The following is a 19,086-nucleotide window of genomic DNA, read 5'->3' as shown; positions in this document are numbered from 1 at the left end:
TGACGGTGCCGGTGACGACGCCGTCCTCCTCCTTGATGCGCTCCACGTCGCCCCACGCGCGCTCGTACTGCGCCCGCTTCTTCGAGAGGATCAGACGACCCTCCTTGTCCTCCTTCTGCAGGACCATCGCCTCGACGTTGTCGCCGACCGACACGACCTCGTTCGGGTCGACGTCGTGCTTGATGGAGAGCTCGCGGGAGGGGATGACGCCCTCGGTCTTGTAGCCGACGTCGAGGAGGACCTCGTCGCGGTCGATCTTGACGACCGTGCCCTCGATGAGGTCGCCGTCGTTGAAGAACTTGAGGGTCTTCTCGACCGCGGCCAGGAAGTCTTCAGCGGATCCGATGTCGTTGATCGCGACCTGCTTGGGGGCCGATGCGGTCGGTGTGAGAGTCATGGAGATGATGTGGTGGTTTCGTGTCGGGCCGCGACGTGCCGAACGGGCGCCGCGGGGGATGCGGATGGAGTTGTGGCGGCGACCGGACGTCGCCCTGCTGGCCGGCAGCGGGATGATCCCGCCCGAGACCTGCGGTGCGCCACGGCGTGAGCCCTGGACGCGATCCGTCAGTCTACCCGCATTCGCCTCGGAGGCGACACGGCCGCCGGAGCCGCCCGGCCGTCAGCCGGTCAGCGCGCCGCGCAGCGTGTCCAGCCCCATGCCGCCGAGCAGCAGGGCCCGCCGGTGGAACGCGCGCAGGTCGAAGGCGTCCCCCTCCCGCCGCGCGGTCTCGGCGCGCAGGTCCTCCCAGATCCGCTGCCCGACCTTGTAGGAGGCGGCCTGCCCGGCCCACCCCGCGTACCGGTCGACCTCGAAGCGGAGGAAGGCGTCGTCCATGTGCACGTGGCGCCGCAGCAGCTCGAGCGCCGAGTCCCTGGTCCAGACCGCGCCCTCGCCGTCCCGCTTGCCGAGGTGCAGGCCGATGTCGATGACGACGCGCGCGGCCCGCAGCCGCTGGCCGTCGAGCATCCCGAGCCGGTCGGCCGGGTCTGCCAGGTAGCCGAGCTCCGCCATCAGGCGCTCCGCGTAGAGCGCCCACCCCTCCCAGTAGCCGGAGGTGCCCGCGTTCCGGCGCCAGGTGTTCAGCGACCGGTTCGTCAGCGCCGTCGCGATCTGCAGGTGATGGCCGGGGACGCCCTCGTGGTAGACGGTCGTCGTCTCCCGCCAGGTGGTGAACCGGTCGACCCCCTCCGGCACGGACCACCACATCCGCCCGGGCCGGGAGAGGTCGTCGGCGGGCGGCGTGTAGTAGATGACGCCTGAGTGCGTGGGCGCGATCCGGCACTCGAGCGTCCGCACGGGCTCGGGGATCTCGAAGTGCGTCGACCCGAGCTGCTCGATCGCCGCGTCCGACAGCCGCTGCATCCACGCCTGGAGGGCGTCCGTCCCGTCGAGGCGCTGCGCCGGGTCGGCCTCGAGCGCGGCGATCGCGTCGTCCACCGTGCCGCCCGGCACGATGCGACCGGCGACCTCCTCCTGCTCGGCGGCGGTCCCCGCCAGCTGCTCGACGCCCCACTCGTACGTGTCGTCCAGGTCGACGGCGGCGCCGAGGAACCGCCGCGAGCTGAGGGCGTACAGGTCGCGGCCCACGGCGTCGGACCCGGACGCGACCGGGCCGATCTCCGACCGCAGCACGTTCGCGATCCGGTCGTAGGCGGCTGCGGCCTCCCGGGCGCCGTCGGCGATCCCCCTGACGAGGGAGATCGGCAGGCCGTCCCGCCGCGCCGCGCGCACGGCGAGCTCCGCGAAGAAGCCGTCGGGCGCCGCGAACCCGCTGGCCTGCTCGGCCGCGAGCGCGACCTGGCGCTGCGCAGGCACGACGCCGCGCTCGGCCCCGAGCCGGAGGCGGTCGGCGTAGCCGCCCAGCGCGACCCCCACCCCGTGCAGCCGGGCCGCGATCGCGGCCCAGTCCGCCTCCGTCGCCGTCGGGACCAGGTCGAACACGTCGCGGATGCCCTGCAGGGGCGACTCGATGGTGTTCACCTCCCGCAGGGGCAGGCTCGCGTCCCGCGACTCGATCGACAGCAGCAGCTCGCGGCGCAGGTCCTCCTTCGTGATGCGGTCGACCTCGTCGACCGCCTCCGTCGCGTCCAGGCGGCGGAGGACCGTGTGCTCGGCCTCGTCGTCGGCAGCGAGCCCGTCCGGCGACCAGTCCGAGTACAGCCCGTCGAACCCGGGGCGGCCGAGGAGCACAGCGTACTCGGGGTGGAGGGCGACGGTCGTGTCGACCCAGGCCTCCGCGATCCGGTCGATGTCGGTCGGTTCGCGCTGCGGTGCGTCCATGGCCGCCGACGCTACCGACCCGCCGCTGCGGACGACGCCCCGGCCGACCCCCGCACTGGGGCGCGGGAACGCGTGCACGGCGCGTGCCGTTACGCGCACGAAACGTGCTCCCCCGTAACGTGGCCGTCAGCCGCGGGCGTCCTGGGCGCCGTTCCACCTCGACGCGCCGGGAGGCGACATGTGCCGATTGCTCGGTTCCGTCTCCCCCGAGCCCGCGACCGTCGAGACCGTGCTCGGCGCCGGCCAGCGGCAGGTGTTCGCCGACATGGCCCGCCTGCACCGCGACGGGTGGGGCACCGCCTGGCGCGACGAGGACGGCGCGGTCCGGCGGCAGGTGCGGCCGAGCAGCGGCGTGGGCGACGCCGAGCTGGAGGACACCCTCTCCGGCGGTCGGTCGACCGCGCGAATCGTGCACCTGCGGCTGGCGACGCAGGGACTCGCCTGCTCGACCGAGAACACCCACCCGTTCCTCGCGGACGGCATGGCGTTCGCGCACAACGGCTCGCTCGAGCCCGCCGGCCCCATCGAGCGCCTGATCGGGCCCCAGCAGCTGGCCTCCCTCGCCGGCACGACCGACAGCGAGCGCTACTTCGCCGCGGTCCGCACCGCGATCGCCGACGGCGCGACGGTCTTCGAGGCGCTGCTCGACACCGTCGCGACCCTGCGCCTGCAGTACCCGGACCGCAGCCTGAACGCCCTGCTGCTCACCGGCACGGAGCTGTTCGCGGTGCACGCGAGCGAGGACGTGCCGATCCCGCACGGCGTCTTCGCGGCGAGCGGCATCCCGGTCGACCTGCTGCCGCGGCACCACGTCGACGCCTACTACCTGATGCGCACGCACCACGGCGAGGACGGCTCGATCCAGTTCGCCTCCAGCGGGCTCGACATCGCGGGCTGGGAGCCGGTGCCCGCCGAGACGGTCACGCGGGTCGACCTCGCCACGCTCGCCACGGAGACGGTGCCGCTCTCGCAGGCCTCCGGCACCCGCCTCGTCGCCTAGCCGGGCCCCGCACCTCCGGCCTCCCGCCCACTTCCCCGGGGGCGCCGCGGAGGGGAACAGCAGGACAAGACGGCTTCAGCAGGACGAATCGAGTCGATTCGTCCTGCTGAAGCCGTTCTGTCCTGCTGAAGGCCTCGGAGCTACTCCTTGTCGAGGTCCGTCGAGAGCAGCTCGACGAGGGAGTCGAGCGCGGCGTCGGCGCCGTCGCCGTCCGCCGAGAGGGTGACCTCCTCGCCGTGGCCGATGCCCAGGGACAGGATCCCCAGGATGCTGGCGGCGTTGACGCTCTTGCCGGCCTTCGTGGTGAGCGTCACCGGCACGCCGGCCTTCGCGGCGGCCTGGCTGAAGAGCGAAGCGGGCCGCGCGTGCAGGCCGACGCTCGACGCGATGGAAACGGTGCGTTCAGGCATGGTGCTCCTTCGATGATGGCGAGGCGGACGCCTCGGGTCAGTCGTCCTCGTCCTCGCCGGGCGTGAGCAGCGCGTACACCTGGCCTGAGGTGGTCGCGGTGCGCAGCTGCTCCGCCTTGTCGGGGTCGAGGAGGATCTCGGCGAGCTGGGACAGCAGGGCGATGTGCCCGCCGCCCGCGGCCGCGATGCCGACGCAGACCGAGACGGCGTTGCCCTCCCAGTCGACGCCGTCCGGGAACCGCAGGACGACGAGCGCGTCGCTCCGCACGGCCTCCTTGCCGGCCAGCGTGCCGTGCGGGATGGCGACGCCTTCGCCGACGAAGGTCGAGACGGTCTGCTCCCGCTGGATCATCGCGTCGACGTAGGACTCGTCGACCGCTCCGGCGGCGACGAGGGCGGCGCCGCACTGGCGGACCGCGTCGAAGCGGTCGGTGGCGGTGCGGTCCAGCAGGATGGACTGCTCGGCGAGCAGCGCCGTGAGCGCGGTGTCGGCCACGGTCAGACCTCGACCGTCGTGCCGTCCTGGATCGCCTTGACGATCTTCGCGACCTGCGGGTCGCCCAGGAACAGCTGGAACGGGACGACGGGCACGTCGGGCACCACGCCGCGCGCGCGGTCCGCGAGACCGGCCTGCGTGACGACGACGTCGGCGTCCTTGGGGATGCTGGCGACCGGCGAGTGCTCGACGGTCACCCCGCTCTTCTTGAGCTGCTTCTTCAGCTGGCCGGCGAGCATCACGCTCGAGCCCATGCCCGCGTCGCACGCGACGATCAGCTTCTTGATGGTCGATCCATCGATCGTGGTCATCCGGGTCTCCTGCTCCTTCGCTCGGTCGTTGCCGACCCTAGTGGACGGTCCTGCGACGACAACGGGGCGGGGGATCATCCCCCGCCCCGAGTCCGTTCCGCTGCGGGTCAGGCGCCGGCGACCGCCGTCTTGCGACCCTTGTTCTGCGCGTTTCGGGCATTGGCCTCATCGAGGTCCATCGCGACCTTCTCGCTGCGGCCGAACCCCAGCAGGAGCGATCCGACGACGAACGCGACGACCGCGGCGACGAGCACGCCGACGAGGTTCACCAGCAGCTTGTCCGGGGGCGAGACCAGCACGTACGCGATGATCGAGCCGGGCGACGCCGGCGCGAAGAGGCCGCCGCCGAGCAGCGCGAACGTCGCGACGCCGAAGCCGCCGCCGATGATGGTCGCGACCACGAGGATCGGCTTCATCAGCACGTACGGGAAGTAGATCTCGTGGATGCCGCCGAGGAAGTGCACGACCATGGCGGACGGCACCGTCGGGCGCACGGCGCGCGGGCCGAACAGCAGCATCGCGGTGAGGATGCCGAGCCCCGGGCCGGGGTTCGACTCGATCATGAACAGGATCGAGCTGCCCGCGGCGCCAGCGGCCTGCTGGGTGGCGAGCGGCACGAGCACGCCGTTGCCGATCGCGTTGTTGAGGAACAGCACCTTGGCCGGCTCGACGATGATCGAGATCAGCGGCAGCAGGCCGTTGGTCGTTAGCACGTCCACGATGTAGCCGAGCACGGAGGCGATGACGTTCACGACCGGGCCGAGGACGTAGATGCCGAAGACGGCCATGGCGCCGCCGATGATGCCGGCGGAGAAGTTGTCGACCAGCATCTCGAAGCCGGAGGCGAGCCTGCCGTCGACCAGCCGGTCCCAGAGCTTGAGGACCAGGGCGGCGAGCGGGCCCATGATCAGCGCGCCGAGGAAGCTGGGCGACAGCTCCGACAGCGCAGCCGGCGCCTTGACGGCGGTCTGCTCGGCGGAGAAGGCGATCGGCGCGAGGCTCAGCGCGAGCGGCGCGACGACGACGCCCATCGTGGCGATCGCACCGACGACGGCGCCGCGCTGGCCGTGCACCTGGCGGCCGCCGGTGTAGCCGATCAGGATCGGCAGCAGGAAGACGATGATCGGGCCGACGACGGTGCTGACGGTCGTCGAGAACGCCGTCGACTGGTCGGCGCCGAGGCCGAACCAGGCCCTGGCGATCAGGTTGACCCAGCCGTTCGGGATGGTCAGCGCCGTGATGAGACCCCAGGCGATGAACGCTCCGAGGTTCGGCATGATCATGCCGGCGAGGAAGGCGCCGAAGCGCTGGACGGCCGCGCGCGGGCCGGTGCCCGTGACCGTCGGCGTGAATGACATGGTCCTTGTTACCCCTTTGTAGCGAGTCCGAGTGGTGGTTGCAGCGTCTTCACAACGGCCCCCGCTAGCGGGGGTCGGTCTGCATCCAATCCTCAAACGTTGTGCGTGTCAACCTCGCCTCATCGCGCTTGCGGCACGCGGGGGCGCCCCGGACCGGGGCGTCAGTGCGCCGCCGCGTCCCAGTCGTGTCCGGTGCCCACCTGGACCTCGAGCGGGACCCGCAGCCGAGCCGCCTCCCGCATGCGCCGCTCGACGATCTCGCCGAGCTCGTCGGCCTCCCCGGGGGCGATCTCCAGCACCAGCTCGTCGTGCACCTGCAGCAGCAGGCGCGACCGCAGGTCGTGCTCCGCGAGGTCGGCGCCGACGCCGATCATCGCGAGCTTCATGATGTCGGCGGCGGTGCCCTGGATGGGCGCGTTCAGCGCGGCGCGCTCGGCGTTGCCGCGGAGCACGCGGTTCTGGCTGTTCAGGTCGGGGAAGGGACGCCTGCGGCCGAAGATGGTCTCGGTGTAGCCGTCGACCCTGGCCTGCTCGACGACGTTCCTGAGGTACTCCCGCACCCCGCCGAACCGCTCGAAGTAGCCCTGCATCAGGTCCTCCGCCTCCCGCCGCTCGATCCGCAGCTGCTGCGAGAGCCCGAAGGCGGAGAGGCCGTAGGCGAGCCCGTAGGACATCGCCTTCACCTTCGTGCGCATGAACGGCGTGACCTCGGCGGGATCGACGCCGAACACGCGCGAGCCGACGAAGCGGTGCAGGTCCTCGCCGGAGTGGAACGCCTCGATCAGCCCGGCGTCCTCCGAGAGGTGCGCCATGATGCGCATCTCGATCTGGGAGTAGTCAGCGGTGAGCAGCGCCGGGTAGCCCTCGCCTGCGATGAAGGCCCCGCGGATCCGCTTGCCCTCCTCCGCCCGGATCGGGATGTTCTGCAGGTTCGGGTCGTTCGAGGAGATGCGCCCGGTCGTGGTGCCGGTCTGCACGTAGGTCGTGTGGATGCGGCCGTCCGGGCCGATGCCGCGCTGCAGCGTCTCGATGATCTGCCGCAGCTTCGACGCGTCGCGGTGCTGCAGCAGCACGTCGAGGAACGGGTGCGGGTTCGTCGCCTGCAGGTCCGCGAGCGAGTCGGCGTCCGTCGAGTACCCGGTCTTCGTCTTGCGGGTGCCCTTCATGCCGAGCTCGCCGAACAGCACCTCCTGCAGCTGCTTCGGCGACCCGAGGTTCAGCTCGTGGCCGACGATCTCGTACGCCTGCGCCGCGAGCTCGGCGATGCGGACCGACAGCTCCGCGTTCAGCGCGTCGAGCGCCGGAGCGTCGACGGCCACGCCGGACGTCTCCATGTCGGCCAGCACGGCGAGCGTCGGCAGCTCGATGTCGACGAGCACCTGCAGGGTCGTCGCGTCGATCCCCTCCCGCAGGACGTGCGCGGCGCGGAGGACGAACCAGGCGTGCGTCGGCGCGGGGCTGCCGCCGCCGATGTCCTGAACGAGCTGGTTCGGGTCGGCCTCCGGCAGCGTCTCGTCGAGGTAGCGCGCGACGATCTGGACGAGCGTCTTCTCCTGGCCGCTCGGGCGGAGCAGCCACGCGGCGAGCAGGGTGTCGAAGACGACGCCGCCGAGCGCGAGCCCGCTCGCCTTCATGAGCTTCGTCTGCGTCTTCGCGTCGTGCACCAGCTTGGGAGCCGACGCGTCCGCCAGCCAGCGCTCGATGGGGGCGTAGTCGTCGCGGCCCGGCTGCCACGGCAGGTCCACGGTCTCGTCCGGGCCGGCGACGCCGATCGAGACCACGCGGCCGTTCTGCGCCTCGATCTGCAGGCCGAGGCCGGCGGGGTTCGCGGCGCGCATGCGGTCGAGCCACGCCTGCAGCTCCTCGTCGAGCAGCTGCTGCGGGGCGGGGGCGGGTGGCGCGGCGTCGGCGTCCTCGTCCGCCTCCGGCGCCGTGCCCGACACCCCGCCGCCTTCGAGCTTCAGCACGCGGTCGAGCAGGGTGCGGAACTCGAGCCGCTTGAAGACGGCGCGGACCGCCTCCTCGTCGATGGGGCGGCGCACGAGGTCGCCGGGCCCGACGGGCAGCTCGACGTCGGTGAGCAGGCGGTTCAGCCGGCGGTTGCGGGCCGCGTTCTCCCACTGCTCGCGCAGCCGGTCGCCGACGACGCCCTTGACCTCGTCGCGGTGCTCGAGCAGGTTCTCGAGGGAGCCGAACTGGGTGATCCACTTGACCGCGGTCTTCTCGCCGACCTTGTCGATGCCCGGCAGGTTGTCGCTGGTCTCGCCGACGAGCGCGGCGATCTCGGGGTACTGGTGCGGCTGGATGCCGTACCGCTCCTGCACCTTCGCGACGTCGTACCGCGTGAGCTCCGAGACGCCGCGCACGGACGGGTAGAGCAGGGTCACGTCCTCGTTGACGAGCTGGATGGAGTCGCGGTCGCCGGAGACCACCAGCACCTCGTAGCCCTGCTCCCGGCCCTGCACGGACAGCGTGGCGAGGATGTCGTCGGCCTCGAAGTCCTCCTTCGTGACGGTCGGGATGTTCATCGCCTTCAGGGCCTCCTGCAGCAGCGGGACCTGGCCCTTGAACTCGGGGGGCGTCTCGCTGCGGGTGCCCTTGTACTCCGGGTACTCGCGGTTGCGGAACGAGAAGCGGGAGATGTCGAACGCGACCGCGAGGTGGCTGGGGCGCTCCTTCTGCAGCAGGAGCAGCAGCATCGACAGGAACCCGTGGATCGCGTTCGTGTGCTGGCCGTCGGAGGTGGTGAAGCTGTCGACCGGGAGCGCGTAGAACGCGCGGAACGCGAGGGAGTGCCCGTCGACGACGAGCAGCGTCGGCTTCGACGATTCGGGCATGATTCGAGCGTAGCGAGCGCCGCCGACGCTCCCTGGCCGCTTCGAGGAGGCGCAGTGCAGGTACCCGACGACCTCGACCCGGAGCTGGTGGAGCGGCTGGTGGCCTCCGGCGGCGGCGAGCTGGCGGTGAAGATGGGGATCGACTTCCTCGAGCTGTCCGCCGCGCACTCCGTCGCGCGGATGCCCGTGGAGGGGAACCGGCAGGTGGTAGGGCTGCTGCACGGCGGCGCGCACGTGGTGCTCGGCGAGAGCCTGGGCAGCGTCTCCTCCGCGATCCACGCGGGGCCGGGGCGCTTCGCGGTGGGCATCGAGATCAACGCGACCCACAGCCGCTCCGCGACGGAGGGCTGGGTCACCGCCACCTGCGACGCGCTGGTGCTGGGCCGCACCCTGTGCACCCACGAGATCGTGATCCGCGACGAGGCGGGCGAGCGCCTCTCGACCGTCCGCATGTCGAACCTGCTGCGCGACGTGCGCTGAGCCCGCCTCTCCGCGCTCGATTCGCGATTCCAGTCGCTTGAACGCGATTGAAACGGCTGGAATCGCGAATCGGAGGCCCAGGGCGGTCCGCCTGTGGACAGCCCGCGGGGCGAGGACGCTCGGTGCGTCAGAATCTCGGGCCATGACGCGCAGCGAGCGGCTCCCTGACGATCTGGAGGGCAGGGCGTTCGGCCCGGCCGACGCCCGCCGGGCCGGCGTCGGGGAGAATCGCCTGCGCCGGAAGGACCTGCATCGGCCGTTCCACGGCGTCCGCGTGGCGACCCCGCCGACGAACCTGCTCGAGCGCTGCCTGGCGTACGGACCGCGGCTGAAGCCGGGGCAGTTCTTCTCCCACACGACCGCGGCGCTGCTCCACGGCAGATCCCTTCCGCTCGGGTTCGAGGACGAGCCGGACGTCCACGTCGCCGCGCTGCTGCCGGCGGACGCCCCGCACGCCAGGAACGTCCGGGGCCACCGGCTGCTCGAGTCGCTCGAGCCTGTGCAGCGATCCGGCCTGCCGGTCGCGCATGAGGCGGACGTGCTCTGGCAGCTCGCCGGCATGCTGGCGTTCGAGGACCTCGTCGTGGTCGCGGACGAGCTGCTGAACGACACGGACCTGCCGGAGGCGCACGCTCGACGAGTCCTGCTCGACCGGGCGGCCGCTGCGCGGCGAGTCGGATCAGCGAAGCTCGTCCGGGCCGTCGACGCGTCGCGTCGAGGTGCTCGATCGCCCACCGAGACACGGGTGCGGCTGGTGCTGGACGCCGCGCGGATCCCGGAGGCGGAGCTGAACGCGCCGATCCAGGAGTCCGGGACCGGCCGCTACCTCGGTTCCCCGGACTTCGTCTGGCGTGCGCAGCGGATCGTGCTCGAGTACGACGGCGATGGCCACCGCGTCGACAAGCGGCAGTTCCGACGCGACATCATCCGCTACGACGACCTCGTCGCCGACGGGTGGCGCGTCCTCCGCGCCACCGGTGACGACCTCACCGCCGAGGGCAGGAAGGCTCTGGTGCGCCGCGTGGCGAGGGCGTTTCCGCCGGCATGAGCGTTCGGATCGCGATTCCAGTCGTGTGAACGCGGTTGAGACGACTGGAATCGCGAGTCGGGGCGGCGGGAGCCGCCCGGCCTACTTCTTCGCGGCCGAGAGCTGCTCGATGACCGCGGCGGCGACGTCGTGCATCGTCAGGCGGCGGTCCATCGAGGCCTTCTGGATCCAGCGAAAAGCCTCGGGCTCGGTGAGGCCCATCTTCTCGTTCAGCAGGCCCTTGGCGCGGTCGACCAGCTTCCGCGTCTCGAACCGCTCGACCATGTCGGCGACCTCGGACTCCAGCGCGACGATCTGCGCGTACCGGGCGAGTGCGATCTCGATCGCCGGCAGCAGGTCGTTCGGCGTGAACGGCTTCACCACGTAGGCGAGTGCGCCGGCCTCGCTCGCCTGCTCGACGAGCTCCTTCTGGCTGAACGCGGTGAGCAGCACGACGGGCGCGATGTGGTCCTTGGTCAGCCGCTCAGCTGCCTTGATGCCGTCGAGCTGCGGCATGCGGACGTCCATCACCACGAGGTCGGGGCGCAGCTCCGTCGCGAGCTGGACCGCGGTCTCCCCGTCGCCGGCCTCGCCCACGACGTCGAACCCGTTGTCCCGGAGGATCTCGACGATGTCGAGTCGGATCAGGGATTCGTCCTCTGCGACGACGACGCGGCGAGGCGCGTTCGCTCCGGTCTCTGCCACCCCCAGAGCCTAGGGTATGGAGGCATACCGGCCGGTGTGGCGGAACGGCAGACGCGGCGCACTCAAAATGCGCTGTCCGAGAGGGCATGTGGGTTCGAGTCCCACCACCGGTACGAGCCCCGCGGGAGCGGAGCGAGCGTGGGGCCCCACCCGTCACACGGTTCCCATCACGCGCTGCCCGTCGTGGGGATCTCGAGGACCTGGTGCTCGCGACGGCCGGTCCCGCCGGTCGTCGCGCCGAGCAGCAACGAGATGCCGCCGTCGGCGGTCCGTCGGACACCCAGACCCTGCGGCTCGATGATCCCGTCCTTCCACCGGGCATCGCCGTCTCGCGCGAGATCGGGGTACTGCCGCTTCGCGACGAGCCGGCCTGTCGTCCAGCTGTGCTGCTCGATCGCCATCGGGTCGCGAGCGTCCTGCACGCCGTTGGTCGCGGTCGCGCCGACCAGTCGGAACAGCGAGTCGCCGACCGTTGCGAAGCCCTGCACCGTCGGCGGCGTGGCCGGCAGTGTGACGGATCCCCGTGACGTCGAGGAACCGGTGAGCAGCGCGGAGACCGATCGCCGGTAGTAGGTCTCCGACGTCGCCTCGGCCCCCGCGGAGAAGTGGAAGTGGCGCTCGACCGCGACCTGGCCCGCTGCGTCGAAGTGGTAGACCGCCTCGCGGTCTCGGCCCTCCTTGTGCTGGAACGCGATCCGCTCGAGCCCCAGCCGGTCGTCCGCCTCCGCGTACCGGTACGAGCCCGGGACGTATCGGAGACGGACGACGTCGTCGTCGGATCCGTGCCAGGTCATCCAGACCCAGGGCTGCCCGCTGCGCAGCTGCACCTCGAACCCGAGACCGTGACCGCCGTCGACCAGCTGCATCGAGTCCAGGAGGACGCCGTCCGACACCCGGACGCGATTGATGACGGTCGTCTCGGAGGAGTCGTTCGAGCCGGCGACGGCCTGCGACACGAACAGCCAGCCGTTCTCGGGCACGAGCACGAGGTCCTGCATCGTGGTGCGGGCCGCGAGCGCACCGATGTCGACGAACGGGGCCGGATCACCGAGCCGGACGAACGCCGACCGCTCGGCCGTGCGGTCGCGATCCGTGCCGCGCGCGGCGGCGTCCGCCAGGGCAGGACCACCGGCTCCGGCCGCACCGAGCGCCAGCGCGCCGCCGAGCAGCAGCGCTCGCCGCGTGACGTGCTGCACGACCGCTCCTCCGTCCGTCGCGCTCAGCGTGGCGGAGGAGGGAGCGGCTCGTCTACGGCGCGGCGGAATCGAGCCCACGCGCAGCGGGTTCCGTGCTTCCCCTGATCGGCGCAGGATTCGATTGCCGGGACGAAGAGGGGCGCCTCCCCGACGGGAGGCGCCCTTCGAGACGGTCGGGCTCAGGCCAGGCGCTCGTAGGCGGGGGCCGCTCCCCGGATCGCGTCGCCCATGATGTGCACGCGCATGTCGTTGGTCGAGCCGGCGATGCCGGGAGGGCTCCCGGCGATCACGACGACCTTCTCGCCGCGCGTGCAGCGGTCGATGCCGAGCAGCACGTCGTCGACCTGGTGCATCAGCTCGTCCGTGGTGGTCACCCGCGGCACGAGGAACGTCTCGACGCCCCAGCTGAGCGCGAGGCGCGACCGGATGCCGGGCTCCGGCGTGAACGCGAGCACCGGGATGCTCGACCGGAGGCGCACCATGCGGCGCACGGAGTCGCCGGACTCGGTGAAGACGCACAGGTACTTCGCACCGACGAAGTCCGCGACCTCGGCCGCGGCGAGCGTGATGGCGCCGCCCTGGGTTCGGGGCCTGGTGCCGAGCGGCGCGATGCGCTCCAGGCCGTGGTCCTCCGTCGACGACACGATGCGCGCCATCGTCGACACGGTGATGACGGGGTACTCCCCCACGCTCGTCTCGCCGGACAGCATCACCGCGTCGGCGCCGTCGAGCACCGCGTTCGCGACGTCGGAGGTCTCGGCGCGGGTCGGCACCGGGGAGGAGATCATCGACTCGAGCATCTGGGTCGCCACGATGACCGGCTTCGCGAGGCGGCGGGCGATCTCGCACGCCTGCTTCTGCACGATCGGCACCTGCTCGAGCGGCAGCTCGACGCCGAGGTCGCCGCGGGCGACCATCACCCCGTCGAAGCTGTCGATGATCGCCTCGAGGTGCTCCACCGCCTGCGGCTTCTCGATCTTCGCGATCACCGGCACGCGGCGGCCGACGCGGTCCATGATCTCGTGCACCCGCGTGAGGTCGTCGGGGCTGCGGACGAACGACAGCGCGACCAGGTCGGCGCCCAGCCGCAGGCCCCACTCCAGGTCCGCCTCGTCCTTCTCGGACAGCGCGGGCACGTTGACCGCGACGCCGGGCAGGTTGATGCCCTTGTTGTTCGACACGGTGCCGGCGACGACCACGCGGGTGCGGACGCGCACGCCGTCGGTGTCGATGACCTGCACGCGGACCTTGCCGTCGTCGATCAGCAGGAAGTCGCCCGCGCGCACGTCCTGCGGCAGGCCCTTGAAGGTGGTGCCGACGAGCTCCTTCGTGCCGAGGACCTCCTCGGTCGTGATGGTGAGCACGTCGCCCTCGGCGAGCTCGTGGGGGCCGTCGGCGAACCGGCCGAGGCGGATCTTCGGGCCCTGCAGGTCGACCAGCACCGCGACCGCGCGGCCGGAGGCGTCGGACGCCTCGCGCACGTTGCGGTACACGCCCTCGTGGACCTCGTAGCTGCCGTGGCTGAGGTTCATCCGGCACACGTCGACGCCCGCGTCGATCACGGCCCGGATGTTCTCCAGGCTCGAGGTCGCGGGGCCGAGGGTGGCGACGATCTTGGCGCGTCTCATGCGGTGGGGTTCCAGCTTCCGGAGGATCGGGCGGTGCGCGACGAGGCTAGCCGCACCCGGTGGACGGGGATGGACCGGCGCGATCAGACCGCGAGGGCGCGGTCGGTCGGCCGGACGGGGGCGGGCAGCTCGGTGCGGCCCTCCAGGTAGAGGTCGACCTCGGCGGCGACGCTGCGGCCCTCCGCGATCGCCCAGACGATGAGCGACTGGCCGCGGCCGGCGTCGCCCGCGACGAAGACGCCGGGCTCCGACGTCTGGAAGCGGTCGTCGCGGCCGAGGTTGCCGCGCCAGTCGAACGGGACGCCCAGCTGGTCCGCGAGCGCTCCCTGCTCCGGTCCGGTGAAGCCCATCGCGATGAGGACGAGGTCGGCGGGGATGGTCCGCTCGGTGCCGGCCCTCGGCACGCGGCGGCCGTCCAGGTACTCCGTCTCCGCGACGCGCAGGCGGTTCACCCGGCCGTTGTCGTCGGCGAGCAGCTCGACGGTGGAGGCGAGGTACTCGCGGCGGCCGCCCTCCTCGTGCGCCGACGAGATCTCGAACACCGTCGGCGTCATCGGCCAGGGCTGCGAGTCGCTGCGGGAGGCGGGAGGCTGCCGGCCGATGGCGAGGTTCGTCACGCTGGAGGCGCCCTGCCGGTGCGCGGTGCCGATGCAGTCCGCGCCCGTGTCGCCGCCGCCGATGACGACCACGTGGCGGTCCTCCGCGGTGATCTGCGCCGGGACGTCGTCGCCGGCGACCGCCTTGTTCGACTGGGTCAGGTACTCCATCGCGTGGTGCACGCCGTCGAGGTCCCTGCCGGGCACCGGCAGGTCGCGCGGCACCGGGGCGCCCGTCGCGACGACGACCGCGTCGTAGCGCCTCCGCAGCTCGTCCCACGTGATGTCCACGCCGATCTCGACGCCCGCGCGGAAGCGGGTGCCTTCGGCGATCATCTGGTTCAGCCGCTGGTCGAGGCGGTGCTTCTCCATCTTGAACTCGGGGATGCCGTAGCGGATCAGGCCGCCGATGCGGTCGTCCCGCTCGTAGACCGCGACCGTGTGGCCGGCGCGCGTCAGCTGCTGCGCGGCGGCGAGCCCGGCTGGGCCGGAGCCGACGACGGCGACCGTCTTGCCGGTCAGCCGCTGCGGCGGGTGCGGCGTCACCCACCCGTTCTCGAAGGCCTGGTCGATGATCGAGACCTCGACCTGCTTGATCGTCACGGCGGGCTGGTTGATGCCGAGCACGCAGGACGACTCGCACGGCGCGGGGCAGAGCGTGCCCGTGAACTCCGGGAAGTTGTTCGTCGCGTGCAGCCGCTCGATCGCCTCGCGGCCCTCGCCGCGGTGCATGAGGTCGTTCCACTCCGGGATGAGGTTGCCGAGCGGGCAGCCCTGGTGGCAGAAGGGGATGCCGCACTGCATGCAGCGGCCGGCCTGCCGGCGCAGCTCGCCGGAGTCCTGCTGCTCGTAGACCTCCTTCCAGTCCATGAGCCGGACGGAGACGGGCCGCCGGTGGGGCAGCTCGCGCGTGCGGGTCTTCAGGAACCCCTTGGGGTCAGCCACGGATGCCTCCGGCGCGCGCGGAGCACGTCAGCAGGAAGAACGCACTCGGGCAGGAAGAACCGGCCCGATCCTTCCTGCTGTTCGTCGTTCTTCCTGCTGACGTGCTCGAGGATTCCTGCTGTCGTGCTCGAGGGCTGTCAGCCACCTGTCACCTCCAGGATGCGCTTCCAGACCGCGTCGCCGTCGGGGTCGAGGCCCTCGTCCTCGGCCCGCGCGCGGGTCGCGAGCACCGCCGCGTAGTTGCGGGGCAGCACCTTCACGAACTCCCCCACGACCGTGTCGAAGTCGGCGAGCATGCGGGCGGCCAGGCCGGAGTCCGTGAGGACGACGTGCCGCTCCAGCAGGTCGCGCAGGATCGCCGCGTCGGCGCTGTCCATCGGCAGCAGGTCGAGCTCGCCGTTCCGGGCGTCGCCGTTCACGCGGTCGGTGGAGAGGGCGTGCACGTAGGCGGTGCCGCCGGACATGCCCGCGCCCAGGTTCCTGCCGGTGCCGCCGAGGATCACCGCGAGGCCGCCGGTCATGTACTCGAGCGCATGGTCCCCGACGCCCTCGACGACCGCGGTCGCTCCGGAGTTCCGCACGAGGAACCGCTCGCCGACGATGCCGGAGATGAACATCGTGCCCTGCGTCGCGCCGTAGCCGATGACGTTGCCGGCGATGACGTTCTCCGCGGCGTCGTACGACGCGTCGGGGTGCGGGCGCACGACGATCTCGCCGCCCGACAGCCCCTTCCCTACGTAGTCGTTGCTGTCGCCGATCAGGCGCAGCGTGATGCCGGCGGGGAGGAAGGCGCCGAACGACTGCCCGGCCGACCCGGTGAGCGTGACCGTGATCGACCCGGACGGCATGCCGTGCTCGCCGTGCCGCTTCGTCAGCTCGTGGCCGAGCATGGTGCCGACCGCCCGCTCCGTGTTCCGGATCGGCAGGTCGATCCCGATCGATCCGCCGTTCGCGAGCACCTCCGAGGCGCGCTGGATGAGCACGGTGTCGAAGTGCTCGTCGAGCCCGTGGTCCTGGCCGCGGCGCCGGGTCCTCGGCTCCTCGTCGGCGAACGTCGGTCCGACGAGGATCGGCTCGAGGTCGAGCCCGTCGGCCTTCCAGTGCTCGACCGCCGCGTCGACGTCCAGCAGCTCCTTGCGCCCGACGACCTCCTCGAGAGTGCGGTACCCGAGCTGGGCGAGCAGCTCGCGCACCTCCTGGGCGATGAACTCGAAGAAGTTCACGACGAACTCCGGCTTGCCGGAGAACCGCGCCCGCAGCTCGGGGTTCTGTGTCGCGACGCCGACCGGGCAGGTGTCGAGGTGGCAGACGCGCATCATGACGCAGCCCTCCACGATGAGCGGGGCGGTGGCGAAGCCGAACTCCTCCGCGCCCAGCAGCGCGGCGACCACGACGTCGCGACCCGTCTTCATCTGCCCGTCGACCTGCACGGTCACGCGGTCCCGCAGCCCGTTCAGCATCAGCGTCTGCTGCGCCTCCGCGAGCCCGAGCTCCCACGGCGTGCCCGCGTGCTTGAGCGAGTTCAGCGGGGAGGCGCCGGTGCCGCCGTCGTGCCCGGACACGAGCACGACGTCGGCGAGCGCCTTCGTCACGCCCGCCGCGACCGCGCCGATGCCCGACTGGCTGACCAGCTTGACGTGCACGCGCGCCGCGGGGTTCGCCCGCTTGAGGTCGAAGATCAGCTGCTTCAGGTCCTCGATCGAGTAGATGTCGTGGTGCGGCGGCGGCGAGATGAGGCCGACCCCGGCGGTCGAGTGCCGGGTCCGTGCGATCCAGGGGTACATCTTCGCCGGGGGCAGCTGCCCGCCCTCGCCCGGCTTCGCGCCCTGCGCCATCTTGATCTGGATGTCGTCGGCGTGCGTGAGGTACATGCTCGTCACGCCGAAGCGCCCGGAGGCGACCTGCTTGATGCGCGAGCGGCGCTCGGGGTCGAGCAGGCGGTCGACGTCCTCGCCGCCCTCGCCGGTGTTCGAGCGGCCGCCGAGGCGGTTCATCGCGATCGCGAGGGTCTCGTGCGCCTCCTTCGAGATGGAGCCGTACGACATCGCGCCGGTGTTGAAGCGCCGCACGATGGACTCGATCGACTCGACCTCGTCGAGCGGCACCGGCTGCCGGTGCACCGACGCGAAGCGGAACAGGCCGCGAAGCGTCATGAGGTCCTTCGACTGGTCGTCGACCAGGTGCGTGTACTCCTTGAACACGTCGTACCGGCGCGTGCGCGTGGAGTGCTGCAGGCGGAACACGGTGTCCGGGTTGAACAGGTGCGGCGGGCCGCCACGGCGCCACTGGTACTCGCCGCCGGTCGCGAGCCCGGTGTGCGCGAGGGCCGCGTCCTCCTCCGGGAACGCCGCCGCGTGCCGCTGCGCGGACTCGGCCGCGATCTCCGCGATCCCGATGCCGCCGAGCTTCGTGGTCGTGCCGGTGAAGTACTCCTGCACGAACTCGGCGGACAGGCCGACCGCCTCGAACGCCTGCGCACCGGCGTAGGACGACACCGTCGAGATGCCCATCTTCGACATGATCTTCAGCACGCCCTTGCCGAGCGCCTTGATCAGGTTCCCGACGGCCTTCTCCGGCGTGATGCCGGTCAGCTCGCCGGACCGGACGAGCTGCTCCACCGACTCCATGGCGAGGTACGGGTTGACCGCGGAGGCGCCGTAGCCGATGAGCAGGGCGACCTGGTGGACCTCCCGCACGTCGCCGGCCTCGACGATCAGGCCCACCTTCATCCGGTTCTGGTTCCGGATGAGGTGGTGGTGGATCGCGGAGACCATCAGCAGGCTCGGCACGGGCGCGAGCTCGCGCCCCGAGTCGCGGTCGGACAGCACGATGAACTCCGCGCCGCGGTCGATGGCGGCGTCGACCTCCCGGCGCATCGACTCGATGCGGTCCTCGAGCGCGCGCTCGCCGTCCTCGACCCGGTAGAGGCCGCGGACCACCGTGGTGGTCGCCGACCCCGGCGTGCCGTCGATGTGCTGCAGCTTCGCCAGCTCGTCGTTGTCGATGACCGGGAAGTCGAGCACGACCTGGCGCGCGTGCTCGGGGGTCTCCGCGAGCAGGTTCCGCTCGCGGCCGAGGCCGAGCTTCAGCGAGGTGACGACCTCCTCGCGGATGGAGTCGAGCGGCGGGTTCGTCACCTGAGCGAACTGCTGCACGAAGTAGTCGAACAGCAGCCGCGGCCGCTTCGACAGGATGGCGATCGGGGTGTCGGACCCCATCGCGCCGAGCGGCTCGGCGCCCTTCTCCCCCATCGGGGCGAGCAGGATGCGCACCTCCTCCTCCGTGTACCCGAAGGTGCGCTGGCGGCGCTGGACGGAGGCGGGGGTGTGCACGATGTGCTCGCGCTCGGGCAGGTCCGCGAGGTGGATGCGGCCCTGGTCGAGGTACTCGCTCCACGGCTTGGACGCGGCGAGCTCGCCCTTGATCTCGTCGTCGGAGACCACCCTGCGGGCGACCGTATCGACGAGGAACATCTTCCCGGGCCGCAGGCGGCCGCGGCGGGCCACCCGGCCGGGCGCGACGTCGAGCACGCCGGTCTCCGACGCGAGCACGATCAGGCCGTCGGTCGTGACGAGCCAGCGGCCGGGGCGCAGGCCGTTGCGGTCCAGGGTCGCGCCGACGAGCGAGCCGTCGGTGAACACGATCGCCGCGGGGCCGTCCCACGGCTCCATGAGGCCCGAGTGGTACTCGTAGAACGCGCGGCGGGCCGGGTCGAGGTCGGGCTGGTTCTCCCACGCCTCCGGCACCATCATCATCACCGCGTGCGGCAGGCTGCGGCCGCCGAGGCTGAGCAGCTCCACCACCTCGTCGAACGAC

General features: G+C 71.7%; 15 protein-coding genes and 1 tRNA gene. 4 read left to right on the top strand and 12 right to left on the bottom strand.

The window, feature by feature from the left end; genetic code table 11:
• Positions 1 to 397, bottom strand: a 397-nt coding sequence (locus ACFE60_RS09580) for a S1 RNA-binding domain-containing protein (protein ID WP_375388626.1), incomplete at its 3' end; no start/stop codon positions are given.
• Between the two features lie 222 nt (positions 398 to 619).
• On the bottom strand, positions 620 to 2,281 hold the full coding sequence (locus ACFE60_RS09575) for a DUF885 domain-containing protein (protein WP_375388625.1): 1,662 nt from the start codon (positions 2,279 to 2,281) through the stop codon (positions 620 to 622).
• 178 nt (positions 2,282 to 2,459) lie between these two features.
• Here ACFE60_RS09575 and ACFE60_RS09570 point away from each other — a divergent pair, with 178 nt between their 5' ends.
• Positions 2,460 to 3,281, top strand: a complete 822-nt coding sequence (locus ACFE60_RS09570; RefSeq protein WP_375388624.1) for a class II glutamine amidotransferase — start codon at positions 2,460 to 2,462, stop codon at positions 3,279 to 3,281.
• A gap of 140 nt (positions 3,282 to 3,421) precedes the next feature.
• Here the strand turns inward: ACFE60_RS09570 and ACFE60_RS09565 are convergent, their stop codons facing one another.
• The 5 genes from ACFE60_RS09565 to polA all read right to left on the bottom strand — a co-directional run bounded on the left by ACFE60_RS09565 (position 3,422) and on the right by polA (position 8,693).
• A complete protein-coding gene (locus ACFE60_RS09565) occupies positions 3,422 to 3,691 on the bottom strand; it encodes an HPr family phosphocarrier protein (RefSeq protein ID WP_119482301.1) in 270 nt (89 codons plus the stop codon).
• Positions 3,692 to 3,728: 37 nt separating this feature from the next.
• Entirely contained in the window at positions 3,729 to 4,187 is a 459-nt protein-coding gene (locus ACFE60_RS09560; RefSeq protein ID WP_375388623.1) for a PTS sugar transporter subunit IIA, read from the bottom strand.
• A gap of 2 nt (positions 4,188 to 4,189) precedes the next feature.
• Positions 4,190 to 4,498: a PTS lactose transporter subunit IIB gene (locus ACFE60_RS09555; protein WP_375388622.1), complete on the bottom strand. Its 309-nt coding sequence runs from the start codon at positions 4,496 to 4,498 to the stop codon at positions 4,190 to 4,192.
• A 107-nt stretch (positions 4,499 to 4,605) separates the two neighbouring features.
• Positions 4,606 to 5,856: a PTS transporter subunit EIIC gene (locus tag ACFE60_RS09550; RefSeq protein ID WP_375388621.1), complete on the bottom strand. Its 1,251-nt coding sequence runs from the start codon at positions 5,854 to 5,856 to the stop codon at positions 4,606 to 4,608.
• A gap of 161 nt (positions 5,857 to 6,017) precedes the next feature.
• Positions 6,018 to 8,693 (bottom strand): DNA polymerase I, encoded by a 2,676-nt coding sequence (gene polA, locus ACFE60_RS09545; protein WP_375388620.1) that lies wholly within the window; start codon positions 8,691 to 8,693, stop codon positions 6,018 to 6,020.
• 54 nt (positions 8,694 to 8,747) lie between these two features.
• On the opposite strand from polA, the gene ACFE60_RS09540 reads away from it, so the two are divergent.
• Positions 8,748 to 9,173: a PaaI family thioesterase gene (locus ACFE60_RS09540; RefSeq protein ID WP_375388619.1), complete on the top strand. Its 426-nt coding sequence runs from the start codon at positions 8,748 to 8,750 to the stop codon at positions 9,171 to 9,173.
• 142 nt (positions 9,174 to 9,315) lie between these two features.
• A complete protein-coding gene (locus tag ACFE60_RS09535) occupies positions 9,316 to 10,221 on the top strand; it encodes a DUF559 domain-containing protein (RefSeq protein WP_375388618.1) in 906 nt (301 codons plus the stop codon).
• An 81-nt stretch (positions 10,222 to 10,302) separates the two neighbouring features.
• Here the strand turns inward: ACFE60_RS09535 and ACFE60_RS09530 are convergent, their stop codons facing one another.
• On the bottom strand, positions 10,303 to 10,905 hold the full coding sequence (locus tag ACFE60_RS09530) for an ANTAR domain-containing response regulator (RefSeq protein WP_375388617.1): 603 nt from the start codon (positions 10,903 to 10,905) through the stop codon (positions 10,303 to 10,305).
• Positions 10,906 to 10,935: 30 nt separating this feature from the next.
• Here ACFE60_RS09530 and ACFE60_RS09525 point away from each other — a divergent pair.
• A tRNA-Leu gene (locus ACFE60_RS09525) sits at positions 10,936 to 11,018 on the top strand.
• A gap of 54 nt (positions 11,019 to 11,072) precedes the next feature.
• Here the strand turns inward: ACFE60_RS09525 and ACFE60_RS09520 are convergent.
• The 4 genes from ACFE60_RS09520 to gltB all read right to left on the bottom strand — a co-directional run.
• Positions 11,073 to 12,101, bottom strand: a complete 1,029-nt coding sequence (locus tag ACFE60_RS09520) for a hypothetical protein (RefSeq protein WP_375388616.1) — start codon at positions 12,099 to 12,101, stop codon at positions 11,073 to 11,075.
• Between the two features lie 179 nt (positions 12,102 to 12,280).
• A complete protein-coding gene (pyk, locus tag ACFE60_RS09515) occupies positions 12,281 to 13,729 on the bottom strand; it encodes a pyruvate kinase (protein ID WP_375388615.1) in 1,449 nt (482 codons plus the stop codon).
• Between the two features lie 83 nt (positions 13,730 to 13,812).
• The gene (locus ACFE60_RS09510; RefSeq protein ID WP_375388614.1) at positions 13,813 to 15,270 is read right to left on the bottom strand and encodes a glutamate synthase subunit beta; all 1,458 of its coding nucleotides are present in this window, start codon (positions 15,268 to 15,270) and stop codon (positions 13,813 to 13,815) included.
• Between the two features lie 137 nt (positions 15,271 to 15,407).
• Positions 15,408 to 19,086 (bottom strand): glutamate synthase large subunit (gene gltB / locus ACFE60_RS09505; RefSeq protein WP_375388613.1); only part of this gene is annotated, 3,679 nt, incomplete at its 5' end.

The organism is uncultured Amnibacterium sp., from assembly GCF_964245895.1.
Classification (GTDB): Bacteria; Actinomycetota; Actinomycetes; order Actinomycetales; family Microbacteriaceae; genus Amnibacterium.
The sequence above is the reverse complement of the archived record's forward strand: the minus strand, read 5'-3'. Positions and strand labels throughout refer to the sequence as shown.